The sequence below is a fragment of the Jiella endophytica genome (assembly GCF_004519335.1).
Taxonomy (GTDB): Bacteria; Pseudomonadota; Alphaproteobacteria; order Rhizobiales; family Rhizobiaceae; genus Jiella; species Jiella endophytica.
In genome coordinates this window covers 32,033-46,799 of sequence record NZ_SOZD01000014.1, presented here as the reverse complement: position 1 = coordinate 46,799, position 14,767 = coordinate 32,033, and the positions used below count along the sequence as shown (strand labels likewise).

Genomic DNA, 14,767 nt, shown 5'->3' with positions numbered 1-14,767 from the left:
CATGACGATCAGCGGGTTGATCTCGAGAAGGCTCATGTCCTTCTCGGTGAAGGCCTTGTAGAGGATCGGGAAGAGCTGCATGCCGTCGACCTTGGCGGCGCCGCCGAGATTGAGGGCCGAACACAGCTTCTCGGCATCGGTGGCGGTGACGCCGGCGACCGGGTCGATCGCCACGGTGACGATCTTCTCTGGCGTCTCCTCGGCGACGGTCTCGATGTCCATGCCGCCCTCGGTGGAGGCGACGAAGGCGACGCGGCCGACCGAGCGGTCGACGAGGATCGACAGATAGAGCTCGCGCTCGATGTCGGCGCCGTCCTCGATATAGAGGCGGTTGACCTGCCGCCCGGCCTCGCCGGTCTGCTTGGTGACCAGCGTGTTGCCGAGCATTTCCCTGGCGTTGGCGACCACCTCCTCGATGGTCTTCGCCAGCCGGACGCCGCCCTTGGCGTCGGGCGAAAGCTCCTTGAACTTGCCCTTGCCTCGCCCGCCCGCATGGATCTGGCTCTTCACCACGTAGAGCGGCCCGGGAAGCTGCTTCGCCGCAGCCTCGGCCTCGTCGGCGGATGTGATCGCGACGCCCGCGGCGACCGGTGCGCCATAGCCCTTCAGGACTTCCTTGGCCTGGTATTCGTGGATGTTCATGGAAGGTTTTCCGGAAAGGTTTCCGGCCTCTCGCTTCAGCCTCGAAGGCGGAGAAAATGAAAGAAAGCCAGGGTTTTGGCCCCGGCTCGTCAGAACGTCACTTGAGGTTCGGGGCAATGCCCTGGCAGGCCTCCATGAGGCCCTTCACCGAGTTCACCGACTTGTCGAACTGGCTCTTCTCGTCGCCGTTCAATTCGATCTCGATGACCCGCTCGATGCCGCCCGCGCCGATCACGCAGGGAACGCCGACATACATGTCGGAAAGCCCGTACTCGCCCTTGAGAGCGGCGGCGCAGGGCAGAACACGCTTCTTGTCCTTGAGGTAGGCTTCCGCCATCTCGATCGCCGAGGCCGCGGGGGCGTAATAGGCCGAGCCGGTCTTCAGGAGGCCGACGATCTCGGCGCCGCCGTCACGGGTGCGCTGGATGATCTCCTCGAGCCGCTCGTTGGAGCACCAGCCCATCTTGACGAGGTCGGTCAGCGGAATGCCGGCAACCGTCGAATAGCGCGGCAGCGGGCACATGGTGTCGCCATGGCCGCCGAGCACGAAGGCCGTCACGTCCTCGACGGAGACCTTGAACTCCTCGGCGAGGAAGGTGCGGAAACGGGCCGAGTCGAGTACGCCGGCCATGCCGACGACCTTTTCCTTCGGCAGGCCGGAGAACTTCTGGAGCGCCCAGACCATCGCGTCGAGCGGGTTGGTGATGCAGATGACGAAGGCGTTCGGCGCGTATTTGGCGATGCCGGCGCCGACCTGCTCCATCACCTTCAGATTGGTACCGAGAAGATCGTCGCGGCTCATGCCCGGCTTGCGGGGAACGCCCGCCGTGACGATGCAGACGTCGGCGCCTTCGATGGCGGCGTAGTCGTTGGCGCCGGAAAGCCGCGCATCGAAGCCCTCGACCGGGCCGGACTCGGCGATGTCGAGGGCCTTGCCCTGAGGCGTGCCCTCGGCGATGTCGAACAGCACGACGTCGCCGAGTTCCTTCAGGCTGGCGAGATGGGCAAGCGTGCCGCCGATCATGCCGGATCCGATGAGTGCGATCTTGTTGCGGGCCAAAGTCTCTAATCCCTTGTTCTGTGCGGCGGCCGATCCCTCCTGACCGGTTGCGCCGCCGAGAGCCTCGCGCGTCAGACCTAAGAGACCGGCGCGCATCGGGCATCGAGACCGTGCAGGATGGCCGCTCCGGACAGAGCCGAAGCCGCATGCTGCAATGCAACGGTGCCCCCGTTGGTGGGCACGCTTAGCCCTGTCGGCCGCGCCTTGCAACATGCAAAATGGCGCATCAGGAAATACAAACGTTTAGATCGAACTCGGCTTACGTAAAAGTAAGAATTTGCGCCATAACGACAGGTTCTGCCGCCGGCTCGCGGCCAGCAATTCCGTCGTTTCGCCGCCCTCCGCCAGCCCGCGTCACCGGTCGCCGCCGGAGGGGGTCAGCGGCTGCGCCGCGCCTCACGGCGGGCCTTCTCCCGACTTTCCGCCTCGAGGCTCGCCTGCTCGAGTTCCTTCAGAACCCGGCCGATCTCGTCGGGATTTAGGAACGCGATCGTTTCCGCCAAGCGGTTGGCAAGACGCGTCGCTTCGCTGGAAAGGCCAGCGGTCTCGACGACCACCCGCGGATGGGAGAGTTCGGCGAGCCGTTCGAGTTCCTCCGCATCGTCCCAGATGACGTTGAGATAGCCGATGATCCGCTGCAGCATCGCCCAGGTCGGGCAGCCGCGCCGGCCGTGTTCCAGCGCCGAGAGATAGGCCGAGGAGACGCCAAGCGAGCGGGCCATTTCAAGCTGGGTGACGCCCCGCTCGCGCCTGAGTTCCCGGATTCTGGCGCCGAAGGGCGTCATCGGCCGGATGATCCGAGGCGCCTGACCCGGACATAGAGCGCGCCGTCGCCGCCATGGTGACGCTCGGCGCTTTCGAAGCCCGAGACCAGGGACCGGAAGGCCGGACCGGCGAACCACTGCGGCACCACCCGGCGCAAGACGCCGCGCGAGCCGCCGGGCATGCCGCGACCGGTGATCACCAGGACGTGGCGCAGCCCCATCGCCTGGGCCTGCGACAAAAAGCCGGCCAGCGCCGAATGGGCTGCGGACTGGGTCATTTCGTGAAGGTCGATGCGCGCATCGATGGCGATCCGCCCCTTGGCGATCTTGCGTCTCACCGGACGTTCGATCGGATGCTGGGTATGTTGGCGCTGCGCCGCCTTGTGGCCGTCGAGCCTGGCAGCGAGGCCGGGCGCCGGCCCTGCCGCGCCATTTGCGCCAGCCTGGCGCTTCGGCTCCGGACCGGCGCCCGGCTTTACCGGCTCCTCCGGGAGTTCGGGATGGGCGTGTCCCTTCAGGGGCACCGCCTGGCGGGCGACGCTCGCCCAGAGCCGCCGGTCTTCATCGGTGAGGATCCGCCGCCGCCTCATCGCGCGAGCCTTGCCGCAAGCTCCTGCGGAACGAGCACGAAGAACTCCGCCCCGTGGCGGATCGTGCCGGCAACGGCGCCCGCCGCCTCGCCGGTGCCGACGAAGATGTCCGCCCGGGCGGCCCCGAGAATCGCCGAGCCGGTGTCCTGGGCGATCATCAGCCGGCGGAACGGCGCCCCGTCGATCCGAAGGGTCGGGGAGGCGATGAAATAGGGGACGCCGTAAGTCGCAAGCAGCCGGTCGACGGCGATCGAGGCGAGCGGCGTCAGCGGCACCTTGGCGGCGCCGACCGGACCAAGGGACGGATCCTCCACCTCGCTCTCGGCAAAGAAGATGAAGGAGCGGTTGCGGTTGAGGATCGCGTCGAGCCGCTCGGGATGGCTGCCGAGATAGGCCCTGATCCCCGTCATGTCCGCTTCGGCCAGCGTCAGCTCGCCATCGGCGACGAGGCTGCGGCCGATCGCCGTGAAGGCGTGGCCGCTCTTGGCCGCATAGCCGACGCGGATCTCCCGGCCGTCCTGCAGGACGAGGCGGGCGGAGCCCTGGACATGGATGAAGAAGGCGTCGACCTTGCTTTGAAGCCAGGCGATCTCCAGCCCGCGGCCGGCGAGCGCCCCGGCCTCGATCTCGCCGCGGTCGAAATATTCGCCGATCATGCCGCAACCATGCCGCCGGCCGAAGCGCATTTCCGGGTCGAAGCCGGGCGGCCGGTTGACGTCGTCGATCTTCACCAGATCGTCGGGCCTGCGGTAGAGCGGGAAGCGGAAGCGGTCGTCGGGCCGATCCGCGGCTTCGACGACGGGCTCGTAATAGCCGGTGAGGAGTCCCGTTCCGGTCTCGGGAACGATCGCAAGCGGCGTGAAGCGGCTTTCGAAGAACTCTCGCGCCTGCGCGTCGTCGGCAATCTCGCCCGCGGCCAGCGCCGCCTCGGCCGCCGGCCGGAAGGCCTCGACGCCGAGGCCGAGCTGGCCCGTCTCGTACGCTCCGGACAGAAGGCCCGGCGCGCTTGTACGAAAGGCGGCGAAGGCCGCGCGATGATCGGCCGCGGCAAAGCCTTCCAGCGCATCGAACCGGCGGGAAAGAAACCTCGTCATCGCCCGCGCGCCAGAGGCTCAGACTTCGTCGGATTCGGTGCCGACGAGCTTCCAGTTGGGATCGCGCGAGCGGATGTCGCGGGCGAAGATCCAGACGTCGCGCACCTCGACCACCGCCTCGGGATCGCCCTCGACGACCTCGCCATTCGGCCCGAGGGTGGCGCTGATCAGCTGGGAGACCAGCCGGACGGTGATCTGCGCCTCGCGTTCCTTCAGCTCGGCCGCGACGATCTTGGCGTCGTCGATGCCGACGAAGGAGGAGTTCATCTTCTGGCCGGCGGCCTCGCGGGCGGCGATCGCCTTCTCGAAATCGGCATAGACCTCGGAGGAAAGAAGCCCCTTCAGGAGCCGTCGGTCGCCGTCGGCAAAACCGTTGACGATCATCTCATAGGCGATCTTGGCGCCGTCGAGGAACTCGATCGGATCGAATTCAGGGTCGGCGTCGCGGATCTTGCGCAGCTCTACATTGAGAGGCGTGCCGGGCGTCGCGACCTTATCGACCTTTTCATAAAGGACGCGGGCCGGAACGTTCTCGTTCTCCTCGGCCCGTCGGCTCGGCAGCGTCACGACATTGCCGTTCGCCGCCGCCTCCTCGCGGGGCGCCTCGGTGCGCGAATAGGGGTCGAATGGCGGCCGCTCGCTGCCAGTCCTCCGCCCCAGAACGTTGCGAAGCTGAAACAGGACGATCGCAGCCAGCACTATGAAGAAAATCGTCCCGAAACTCATCGCGCGCCGTCACCTCGTTTTCCGCCCGTCAGAATTGCCCTCATATAGAGATGACCGGCCATGCATTCAAATCGGAGATCGCCCTCCCTATTTTGCGGCAAGCGATGTCGGTGCGCGGCGCCGGCTCACCACCCTCGGTGGACACCCTCGAGGGTCCGGCGCGGCAATCCGGCCGCGAAAAATTCCCGCAAGGATCGAGCATCATGCCCTTCGCGATCATCCCGTTCCTGCTCCTGGTCATCCCGGTGATGGAGATCGCCGTCTTCATCGTGGTCGGCAATCTGATCGGGCTCTGGCCGACGCTCGGCCTCGTGGTGCTGACCGCGGTGATCGGGTCGTTCCTTCTGAAGAGCCAGGGGCTCGGAACGCTGGCGCGGATCCAGGGCGAGGTCAATGCCGGCCGGGTGCCGGCCCGCGAGCTGGTCGACGGGGTGATGATCGTCGCGGCGGGCATCCTTCTCCTCACCCCCGGCCTCGTCACCGATACGATCGGCTTTCTCCTGTTTGTGCCGGGCGTCAGGAGCGCCATCCGCCAGGCGATCAGCAAGCGGGTGGTGGTGATGGCGAATGGCGGCGGCCGCGGCTTCGGCGGCTCCGCCGCACGCGGAGCGGGCCGCCCCTCGCCGGACGTCGTCGATCTTTCCGGCGACGACTTCCACCGCCGGCCCGATGCGTCCTCGCCCTGGCATGGCGATGACGATGACGGCGGGACGCCGCGCCGCACACTGCACTGAGCCGATCTCACCGATCGCCTGCGGGGATTCCGGACCTCGCGGCTGCGCGCCAGTCGTCGATTCGCCAGGGCCCGGGCGGCATCGACACCGCCTCATTTCCCTTACGTTATTTTTTCGTTGCCTTTCCAACGAACCGGGTGCAGAACTCCCCGAGCTGATATTTCCGTTACGGAATGATTGGTGGCTCCACGGGCCCGCCGAGGCGACCCGTGCAGAGAGGGGAAACACGTCTTGCACAAGATCCTGAGGGCCGGGCTCGCCGGCCTCGCGCTGATCGCATGGCCGGCCGGCGCGCAAGAGGTCGCGAATATCGGCGTCAGCGCCGGCAACGACCACTATGGCAGCGTCCGGGGATGGGACGTCTTTGCCGGGCGGGACCATGGCCGCTTCCGCTATTGCTATGCCGCCGTCGACAGGGACGGCAATGGCGACGACCTGCGCATCGGCTACGGCTCCGGCCAGTGGCAGATCGCCGTGCCGGTCCGGGCGCGGCCCGACTGGTACGGCCAGCTGTCGATCGACGGCCACGCGACGGGCGCCAGCGGCACAGCCGACCGCGGCTGGGCCTTTGCCTGGATCGGCCTCGGCGAGCTCGATGCGCTGCGCGCCGGGCACCAGGCGATCCTGTCGGTCGAGAAATTCGACGTCGACTTCGATCTTGCCGGCGTCACCGCCGCGACGCTGATGGTCGAGGAATGCGTCGAGCGGCGCGGCGAAGGGACCGGTGGCGGCTATCAGTCGCCCTCGCCCGTCGCCGCGCCCAACCCGCCGCCATCCGGCTACGACCGGGGGCAGAAGCCTCGCAGGGCCCGGCTCGACTGGATCGATCTCTCCGGCGGGCACCTCGATCGCCGCACTGAGCCGGCCGGCAACGAGGCGAATGGCGAGCCGCTCTATGTCTGCTCCGCCGTCTTCAACAACGGCGTCCATCCCGGCAAGCTCCGGCCGGGCTTCGGCGGCTGCGTCGTCGGCTATGGCGGGAGGGAATACACCGTCGGCCGCTATTCGGCCCTTCTCGGCCGCGGCCACTGGCGCCAGGGCGTACCCGCTGGCGAAGTCGGCTCCATCGGCGTCAATGCCGGGCGCGAGGCGAATGGCAGCCTGCTCTATGTCTGCCGGGCGCCCTTCAACAACGGCATCCATCCGGGCAAGATCGGCCCGTCGACCGGCGGCTGCAACATCACCTATGGCGGTGTCGAGCACACGACGTACTTCTACGAGGTGCTGACGCCCTGACCCCCCGGGGCATCGAGGGGCATCGAGGGGCATCAGGCACGAATTGACCGGATATTGCCCCCTCCAACGGCCGGACGCCGCGGCGGCTGCTCACCGAGGCAACCAGATTTCCCACCGCCTCTCCCCGCCTTGTGATCCTCAGGCCTGCGTGATAGCGCTCGGCCCCATCGGATTTCCCGCCGGGCAACCATCGTCACATCGGCCCGGCCCTCCGGGAGGGGCTCGACGCCTCCCCGGCTGCGAGCGACAAAGAAAGGGCCAACATGTCTCAGACCACCGACGTCAACGGCGCCAGCACCGCGGACAACGGGCAGAGCGCCACGCCGCCGAGCCTCAACATCCTGACCCAGTACATCAAGGACCTCTCCTTCGAGAGCCCGAACGCCCCGGCCGTCCTCAGATCGCAGGCCCGCGGCCCGGCGATCAACATCGGCGTCAATGTCGGCGCCAACCAGATCGAGGGCAGCCAGAACGAGTTCGACGTCCGACTGACGCTGAACGCCAAGGCCGGCGAGGGCGCCGAGATGCTGTTCGCCGTCGAGCTCGAATATGGCGGCGTCTTCCGGCTTGAGAACTTTCCGCAGGAGCATCTCCTGCCGCTTCTGTTCATCGAATGCCCGCGGCTGCTGTTTCCCTTCGCCCGCCAGGTGGTGGCGGACGTCACCCGCAATGGCGGCTTCCCGCCGCTGATGATCGACCCGATCGATTTCGCCAAGCTGTTCCAGCAGCGCATGGCCGAGGAGCGGGCCCGCTCGCAGGTGCAGACCGCCTGATAGGAGTCGCCCGGAAGATCGACCCCGGCTGGTATCGGGCCGGCACGGCGCTCGAGCGTTTCGCCTCGGCACCGGTCGAAGACCGGGGCCGATGCCATGAGAGACCGCTTCGCCCGTCGGTCCGGAGAAATCGCAGCGAATTTAACGCCGGCGCGACCCTCGCGCCGGCGCTTTTCAGTTCGAGAAAAGGCCTCAGCCGGCCTCGATGCGCGCCGGACGATCGAGATAGCGCCACCAGATCGCTTCGTCGCCGAGGCTTTCGACGAAAGCGAGATGGGCTGCGGCTTCGGCCTCGCTGAGCCGTGGGGCGAGCGGCACCGGCCGCGGCACCACCGCATGGATCGCCGGGCCGGAAACCTCGCCGCCCGCCGCATTGCCGGCACCGAAGGTGAGCCCGAGTGTCGCCTGGCGACCGCCGATCAGCTCGATATAGACGTCGGCGAGAAGCTGCGAATCCAGCAGCGCGCCATGCTTGTCACGGCGCGACGTGTCGATCGAAAAGCGCGAGCACAAGGCATCGAGGGTGGCCGGCGCCATCGGAAACTTGCGCCGCGCCATCGCCAGCGTGTCGACGACCCGCTCCGGTCCGATCGGCGGCTGGCCAAGACGGGCGAGCTCGGCATTCAGGAAGCGGATGTCGAAACTGGCATTGTGGGCGATCAGCCGCCCCTCGGCGAAGAAGTCCCGAAACGCCTCGAGCACTTCGGAAAAGACCGGCTTGTCGGCGAGAAACTCGTCGGAGATGCCATGGACGTCGAAGGCGGCGGGATCGACCTTGCGCCCCTCCGGCCGGATGAAGACGTGAAACTCGCGGCCGGTCGGAATGTGGTTCCAGAGTTCGACGCCGCCGATCTCGATCACCCGTTCGACCGCGGGGTCGAGTCCGGTGGTTTCGGTATCGAAGACGATCTCGCGCATGGTCGCAGCTCCCGGCTCGGCTCTCTCCGTCGCAAAATGACGGATCGGTGGCAAGCGTCCGAAGGCAGTTGCGCCGCAATTCCACAGCCGGGTGCGATCGGCTAGGATGCGCAGGTGCGTGCCGAGCAAGGGCCCGCGGCCGAAAGCCGGCCGGGCGGATCATGTCAGCCGTCCCGGGGCTCGAGCACCGATCCGCCGCATCGGGGAAAGAAACGGAGGCCGAGATGAATGTCCAGGCACCGACGATCCGAACCGTCGAGGATTTCCTGCGCTGGAACGACGGGCGCGAGGGCCGCTACGAATTCGTCCGCGGGAGGATCACCCAAATGATGACGGGCGGCACCAGGCATCATGCCCAACTCATGTTGGAACTGGCTATTCTCCTGAAAGCTGGTCTCGCTTCCGGCGACTACATCGTCACTGCGGCCGACTATGCCGTCCGTACTCCGTTCGGGGTGCGGTATCCGGACGTTCTCGTCGAGCCAAGGTCGAGAGGAACGGGAAAGAGCCTCGCCACCAACCAGCCCGTCCTCATCGCAGAGATCCTCTCCCCTTCCTCCCTCGCCACCGATTTCGGCGAGAAGGCCGAAGAATATACCGCCCTCGAGAGCCTCGAGCACTATCTCGTCCTCTCGCAGGACGAGCCACGCGTCTGGCTCTGGTCGCGCGGCGAAGACGGCGCCTTTGGCAAGCCGGAGATGACGGCCGGCAGCGACGAGACGGTGACCCTCGCCGGTCTTGGCATCACGCTCGCCCTTGCCGAGATCTATCGTGGGATTGCATAAGGACGTCTCGATCAGAAGCAATCGCCGGTTCGCCCGACGGCAGCCCGAGACTCAAGCCCATGACCCTTAAAGTCCGGATCATCCCCTGTCTCGACGTCAAGGACGGCCGCGTCGTCAAGGGCGTCAACTTCGAGGGGCTCGTCGATGCCGGCGATCCGGTTGACGCGGCGCGGGCCTATGACGCCGCCGGGGCGGACGAACTCTGCTTCCTCGACATCACCGCCTCATCGGACGATCGCGAGACGATTTTCGACGTCGTCGCACGGACGGCCGAGCAATGCTTCATGCCGGTCACCGTCGGCGGCGGGGTCAGGACCGTCGCCGACGTCCGCAAGCTGCTTCTCGCCGGTGCCGACAAGGTCTCGATCAACACCGCGGCGGTGAAGAATCCCGATTTCGTCAGGCAGGCCGCCGACAAGTTCGGCGACCAGTGCATCGTCGTCGCCATCGACGCGCGACGGGTAATGGCCGACGGGCAAGCGTCGCGCTGGGAGATCTTCACCCATGGCGGACGCCAGAAAACGGGCATCGACGCCGTCGAATTCGCACGCCTCGTCGTCGACAACGGCGCCGGCGAGATCCTTCTCACCTCGATGGACCGGGACGGCACCAAGGCCGGTTTCGACCTCGAGCTGACCCGCGCCGTCGCCGATGCTGTGCATGTGCCGGTGATCGCGTCGGGCGGCGTCGGCAATCTCGATCATCTCGTCGAGGGCGTCAGCGTGGGCCATGCCGCGGCGGTGCTCGCCGCCTCGATCTTCCATTTCGGCACCCATACGATCGCCGAGGCGAAAGCCCGCATGGCTGCCGCCGGTATCCCCATGCGCCTCGACAAGGCCGGCTGAGGCTGGCATTGGCGAATGGCCACGGAGGAGAAGGCAGGCATGAGTGATTTCACCCTCGAAGACCTCGAAACGATCGTCGCGGCGCGGGCCGGCGCCGACGAGACGTCGTCCTATACCGCGACGCTGGCCAGAAAGGGCGTCGCCCACACCGCCAGGAAGCTCGGCGAGGAGGCGATCGAGACAGTCGTTGCGGCGATCGGCGAGGACGACGGCCATCTCACCTCGGAAGCCGCCGACCTTCTCTATCATCTCCTCGTGCTTCTCCATCTGAAGCGTGTCCCGCTTTCTGCGGTAATGGCCGAACTCGCCCGGCGCACCGCCCAGACCGGCCTTGAGGAGAAGGCCGGCCGCTCCGAGGCGGCAAGCCACTGATGGACCAGCTGTCGCCGGCGAAATATTCGCCCTATCGCATCTTCACGGCAGACGAATGGGCGCGCTTCAGAGCCGACGCGCCGCTGACCCTCACCGAAGACGAGGTGACACGGCTTCGCTCCCTCGGCGATCCGATCGATCTCGACGAGGTGGCGCGGATCTATCTCGCCGTCTCGCGGCTGATCTATGCCCATGTCGAGGCGATGCAGCTGCTCTTCGGCCAGCGCCAGCGCTTCCTCTTCGGCGACCAGCCGGGCCGCAAGACGCCCTTCATCATCGGAATCGCCGGCTCCGTGGCGGTCGGCAAGTCGACGACCGCGCGTATCCTCAAGGAGCTTCTGGCCCGCTGGCCCTCATCGCCGAAGGTCGACCTCGTCACCACCGACGGCTTTCTCTACCCGAATGCCGTGCTGGAGGCCGGCGGCCTGATGCGCCGCAAGGGCTTTCCCGAAAGCTACGACGTCGGCAAGATCCTGCGCTTCCTCTCCGACATCAAGGCCGGACGGCCGAAGGTCGAGGCGCCGGTCTATTCGCATTTCGTCTACGACGTGATGCCCGGCAAGTCGGTCGTCGTTGACCGGCCGGACATCCTGATCTTCGAGGGGCTCAACGTCCTGCAGGTGCGCGAGATGCCGAAGGACGGCAAGGCGATCCCCTTCGTCTCCGACTTCTTCGACATCTCGATCTATATCGATGCCGAGGAAGCCGACATCCATCGCTGGTACAACGACCGCTTCATGAGCCTGAGGCAGACCGCCTTCCGCCAGGAGGGCTCGTTCTTCCATCGCTATTCCAAGGTATCGGACACGGAGGCGCTGACGATCGCCGAGGATCTCTGGTCGCAGATCAACGCCAAGAACCTCCACGACAACATCCTGCCGACCCGCCCCCGCGCCGACCTGATCCTCAGAAAGGGCAAGGACCATCTGATCGAGCAGGTGGCGCTCCGCAAGTTGTGAGAGAGGTCGATACCAGCCGCGACGGGATGCGGGCGACGTCCGGCCCGCGTGATGCGCAGTTCCACCCGACGGCCAGCTTCCACATGACCAAGAATTCACGAGCAGGAAGTGGTATTGGCCGGGTAGAGAGGACGTTCACACACCGCTGACGTTCGCCGCCGCGGAGCGGGAGACGGGCCTCGGCATCGTTCAGGGCTCTCGCCTCCATGTTCGTCTCGTTCTTTCCAAAGCCGAAGATCTTCTTCCTCTCCGCCGCCCTCTGGACGGCGATCGCGATCCTCGTCTGGTATTCGGTCGGCGAGGACGCGGGCGCCAGCTTCGGCCTGCCGCCGCTTCCTCCCGGCGCCGAGCCGATCATCGGCATCTCGGTGTTCTGGTCGGCGCCGTTTTTGTGGTTCTATCTGTATTTCGCCGTCTTCGTTGCGATCTTCCATCTCTTCTGGCGGCTCTATGCGCCGCACCCCTGGATGAATTGGTCGATCCTCGGCTCCGCCTTCATCCTCTTCACCATCTACTTCCAGGTCCAGATCGATGTCGCCGTCAATGCCTGGTACAATCCCTTCTATGACATGCTGCAGGCGGCGCTGACCAAGCCCGGCACCGTCACGCTCACGGAATTCTTCGACGAACAGTGGACCTTCGCCGGTCTCGCCCTCGTCGGCATCACCGCAGCCGTCCTGGTCGCCTTCTTCATCTCCCATTACGTCTTTCGATGGCGCACGGCGATGAACGACTACTACATGCAGAACTGGCCGAAGCTGCGGCTCATCGAGGGCGCCTCCCAGCGCGTCCAAGAAGACACGATGCGCTTTGCGACGACGACCGAGGATCTCGGCACCAGCGCCGTCCAGGCGGTGATGACGCTGATCGCCTTCCTGCCGGTGCTGCTCGCCCTTTCGGTCCACGTCACCGAGCTGCCGCTGGTCGGCAAGATCCCCTATTCGCTGGTGCTGGCGTCGATCGTCTGGGCGGCCTTCGGGACCGCCCTACTCGCGCTTGTCGGCATCAAGCTGCCGGGGCTGGAATTCAAGAACCAGCGGGTGGAAGCGGCCTACCGCAAGGAACTCGTCTATGGCGAGGACGACGCGCGACGGGCCGCGCCGCCGACGGTTCGCGGCCTGTTTGCCAATGTCAGGGCGAACTACTTCCGCCTCTATTTCCACTACATGTATTTCAACGTCGCCCGCTACGGCTATCTCCAGGCCGACGTGATCTTCCCGACGCTGCTGCTCGGGCCGACCATCGTCGCGGGTGCCATCACCTTTGGGCTCTGGCGTCAGATCACCAACGCCTTCGAGCAGGTGCGGACATCCTTCCAGTATCTGATCAATTCCTGGACGACGGTGGTCGAGCTGATGTCGATCTACAAGCGCCTCAGGGCCTTCGAAGCCCAGATTCATGACGAGCCCCTGCCGGAGATCGACCAGCGCTGGCTGGCGCGGCAGGAAAGCGCGGCGGAGTAGGCGGCGTTCGAAACGATTTGGCTGACGAACGCAGCTGCCACGGACCTGCAGCCGGATTGACCCTCCTTTGCCCTCATACGCAATTGCTGTAAAATACAGCAATTGCGTATTGCCGGGACTGTATCGATCATGGCTCACGAGACCTATTCTACCAGCGACCTTTCGCGGCGATCCGGAGACGTCATCTCCGAGGCCCTGCGGAGACCCGTCACGATCACGCAGAGGCGGAAACCACGTCTAGTTCTTCTCAGTATCGAAGACTACGAGCGTCTGCTCTCAGGACGGAGCCAGCGCAGCGGTACGCTGGAATCGATGTCTGACGAGCTTCTTGAGGAAGTCGAAGAGGCCATTGCGGTCTATGCGGAGGAAGCTGAGGACCGGTGAGCTTCGACGCCATCCAGACCGCGTCGGTCATCCGGTTTTCCTATCTTTGGGCGCGAGAAGCCAAGCGGGGCGAGACCGAGGGGCGCAAGCGCCGCCCCGTTGTGGTCGGCGTTCGCCTTGCGCGCCCGGGCGGTGATGGACTGCTCCTGTTTCCAATCACTTCGCAGGAGCCGGGCGGCGACCAGTTTGCCGTGGAGATCCCTGAGACAGAGAAGCGACTCGGCGGCCTCAACCCCGCTCTGCGCCTCTGGATCATTCTCGACGAGTACAATGAAGAGATCGTCGGCAAATCCTATTACCTGGAGCCGTCACCGCCTCTCGGACGCTTCAGCAAGACGTTTTTTCTGCCGGTGATGCGAGACTTCATCGCTCGTAGACATCAAGCAAAGGCCGTCCGGAGGCGATGACATTATGTCGTCGTCCGGATCGTCACATGATCACCCCATGTCGATCGATGCCTTCGTCACCCGCCGCAGGGTCAGATTGATGCGCCCGCCGTTCTTCAGGAGCGTCGAGGTCTGGGGGTAGATCCGGTCGACGCCGTGATAGGCGAGACGCGCGGTGCCGCCGAGGACGAAAACGTCCCCCGAGGCGAGGCGCAGGGAGGCCGTCGGCCCACCGCGCTCCGTGCCGCCGATGCGGAACCGGCAGTCATCCCCGAGCGAGACCGAGACGACGGGGGCGGAAAGATCCGCCTCGTCCCTGTCCTGATGGAGGCCCATCTTCGCCGTGTCGTCGTAGAAGTTGACGAGGCAGGCCTCCGGCGGCTGATCATAGCCGGCGACCGCCTCCCAGAGCGCGATCAGCGAAGCCGGGATTTCGGGCCAGGACTTTCCGGTGACGGGGTGATGCGGCTGGTAGCGATAGCCGGACTTGTCGGCGACCCAGCCGAGCGGCCCGCAATTGGTCATGCGTACCGAGAAGGGCCGGCCCCAGCGCGGCATCACAGGCGTGTAGAGCGGCGCTTCAGCAAGGACGGCGCGGATTTCGTCGACAAGGGCTTGCTGCGCCGGCCGATCGAAATGGCCGGGCAGATGCCGGGCACCTTCGGGCAACTGAGTCACGGGACGCTCCGGGGCCGGGCCCCCGCCGCGCATGGCCGCCGGCACGAAACACAGGCCGCGCTCTTTCTGATACCAGAAAATGATACTATCATACCGTCATGAACCGAAGCCAGGATCGGCTTCTCCGAGAGATATTCACCGATCCCGTCTCAGGTAAGATCGCCTGGCGGGATATCGAGGCGCCGCTGGCTTCACTCGGCGCCGAAATCAACGAGGGCCAGGGTTCACGCGTGCGGATCGCCCTCAACGGCGTTCGGGCGGTCTTCCATCGCCCGCACCCGCAGAAGGAGACCAGCCGTGGCGCAGTTCGGTCGATGCGACGATTTCTGACGGAAGCGGGGGTGAAGCCATGACCATC

Annotated in this window: 19 protein-coding genes; 11 read left to right on the top strand and 8 right to left on the bottom strand. The window is 65.9% G+C overall.

Annotation, left to right across the window (positions count from 1 at the left end):
- The 6 genes from E3C22_RS23430 to E3C22_RS23405 form a co-directional block, all read right to left on the bottom strand.
- Positions 1-642: ATP-grasp domain-containing protein (locus E3C22_RS23430; RefSeq protein WP_206027019.1), on the bottom strand; the 642-nt coding region annotated here is incomplete at its 3' end.
- A gap of 97 nt (positions 643-739) precedes the next feature.
- Complete coding sequence (gene mdh / locus E3C22_RS23425) at positions 740-1,702, bottom strand: malate dehydrogenase (RefSeq protein WP_134764310.1); 963 nt, start codon at positions 1,700-1,702, stop codon at positions 740-742.
- A gap of 377 nt (positions 1,703-2,079) precedes the next feature.
- Positions 2,080-2,487: a helix-turn-helix domain-containing protein gene (locus E3C22_RS23420; RefSeq protein ID WP_134764309.1), complete on the bottom strand. Its 408-nt coding sequence runs from the start codon at positions 2,485-2,487 to the stop codon at positions 2,080-2,082.
- Entirely contained in the window at positions 2,484-3,056 is a 573-nt protein-coding gene (locus E3C22_RS23415) for a Smr/MutS family protein (RefSeq protein WP_134764308.1), read from the bottom strand. Before E3C22_RS23415 ends, E3C22_RS23420 begins: the two co-directional genes overlap by 4 nt.
- Entirely contained in the window at positions 3,053-4,150 is a 1,098-nt protein-coding gene (gene mltA / locus E3C22_RS23410) for a murein transglycosylase A (protein WP_134764307.1), read from the bottom strand. The genes E3C22_RS23415 and mltA overlap by 4 nt, the downstream gene beginning before the upstream one ends.
- Before the next feature lie 18 nt (positions 4,151-4,168).
- On the bottom strand, positions 4,169-4,876 hold the full coding sequence (locus E3C22_RS23405; protein ID WP_134764306.1) for a Tim44/TimA family putative adaptor protein: 708 nt from the start codon (positions 4,874-4,876) through the stop codon (positions 4,169-4,171).
- Positions 4,877-5,079: 203 nt separating this feature from the next.
- Here E3C22_RS23405 and E3C22_RS23400 point away from each other — a divergent pair, with 203 nt between their 5' ends.
- From E3C22_RS23400 to secB, 3 genes are all read left to right on the top strand, one after another.
- Positions 5,080-5,610, top strand: a complete 531-nt coding sequence (locus E3C22_RS23400) for an FxsA family protein (protein WP_134764305.1) — start codon at positions 5,080-5,082, stop codon at positions 5,608-5,610.
- A gap of 231 nt (positions 5,611-5,841) precedes the next feature.
- Complete coding sequence (locus E3C22_RS23395; RefSeq protein ID WP_134764304.1) at positions 5,842-6,846, top strand: DUF3421 domain-containing protein; 1,005 nt, start codon at positions 5,842-5,844, stop codon at positions 6,844-6,846.
- Positions 6,847-7,109: 263 nt separating this feature from the next.
- Complete coding sequence (gene secB, locus E3C22_RS23390) at positions 7,110-7,619, top strand: protein-export chaperone SecB (protein ID WP_134764303.1); 510 nt, start codon at positions 7,110-7,112, stop codon at positions 7,617-7,619.
- Between the two features lie 192 nt (positions 7,620-7,811).
- On the opposite strand, the gene dnaQ is transcribed toward secB, so the two are convergent.
- Positions 7,812-8,537: a DNA polymerase III subunit epsilon gene (gene dnaQ / locus E3C22_RS23385; protein ID WP_134764302.1), complete on the bottom strand. Its 726-nt coding sequence runs from the start codon at positions 8,535-8,537 to the stop codon at positions 7,812-7,814.
- 224 nt (positions 8,538-8,761) lie between these two features.
- On the opposite strand from dnaQ, the gene E3C22_RS23380 reads away from it, so the two are divergent.
- From E3C22_RS23380 to E3C22_RS23350, 7 genes are all read left to right on the top strand, one after another.
- Entirely contained in the window at positions 8,762-9,322 is a 561-nt protein-coding gene (locus E3C22_RS23380) for a Uma2 family endonuclease (RefSeq protein ID WP_134764301.1), read from the top strand.
- A gap of 59 nt (positions 9,323-9,381) precedes the next feature.
- Positions 9,382-10,167, top strand: coding sequence for an imidazole glycerol phosphate synthase subunit HisF (gene hisF, locus E3C22_RS23375; protein ID WP_134764300.1), 786 nt, complete (start codon positions 9,382-9,384; stop codon positions 10,165-10,167).
- A gap of 39 nt (positions 10,168-10,206) precedes the next feature.
- Entirely contained in the window at positions 10,207-10,539 is a 333-nt protein-coding gene (locus E3C22_RS23370; protein ID WP_134764299.1) for a phosphoribosyl-ATP diphosphatase, read from the top strand.
- Positions 10,539-11,498 carry a type I pantothenate kinase gene (coaA, locus tag E3C22_RS23365; protein ID WP_134764298.1) on the top strand — a complete coding sequence of 320 codons (960 nt, stop codon included), beginning with the start codon at positions 10,539-10,541 and terminating at the stop codon, positions 11,496-11,498. Before E3C22_RS23370 ends, coaA begins: the two co-directional genes overlap by 1 nt.
- Before the next feature lie 206 nt (positions 11,499-11,704).
- Positions 11,705-12,961, top strand: coding sequence for a peptide antibiotic transporter SbmA (gene sbmA, locus E3C22_RS23360; protein ID WP_134764297.1), 1,257 nt, complete (start codon positions 11,705-11,707; stop codon positions 12,959-12,961).
- Between the two features lie 129 nt (positions 12,962-13,090).
- Positions 13,091-13,345: a type II toxin-antitoxin system prevent-host-death family antitoxin gene (locus tag E3C22_RS23355; RefSeq protein WP_134764296.1), complete on the top strand. Its 255-nt coding sequence runs from the start codon at positions 13,091-13,093 to the stop codon at positions 13,343-13,345.
- Complete coding sequence (locus tag E3C22_RS23350; RefSeq protein ID WP_134764295.1) at positions 13,342-13,752, top strand: hypothetical protein; 411 nt, start codon at positions 13,342-13,344, stop codon at positions 13,750-13,752. Before E3C22_RS23355 ends, E3C22_RS23350 begins: the two co-directional genes overlap by 4 nt.
- 30 nt (positions 13,753-13,782) lie before the next feature.
- Here the strand turns inward: E3C22_RS23350 and E3C22_RS23345 are convergent, their stop codons facing one another.
- On the bottom strand, positions 13,783-14,409 hold the full coding sequence (locus E3C22_RS23345) for an alpha-ketoglutarate-dependent dioxygenase AlkB family protein (RefSeq protein WP_134764294.1): 627 nt from the start codon (positions 14,407-14,409) through the stop codon (positions 13,783-13,785).
- 98 nt (positions 14,410-14,507) lie between these two features.
- On the opposite strand from E3C22_RS23345, the gene E3C22_RS23340 reads away from it, so the two are divergent.
- Positions 14,508-14,762 (top strand): type II toxin-antitoxin system HicA family toxin, encoded by a 255-nt coding sequence (locus tag E3C22_RS23340; RefSeq protein ID WP_134764293.1) that lies wholly within the window; start codon positions 14,508-14,510, stop codon positions 14,760-14,762.
- Positions 14,763-14,767: the final 5 nt, after the last annotated feature.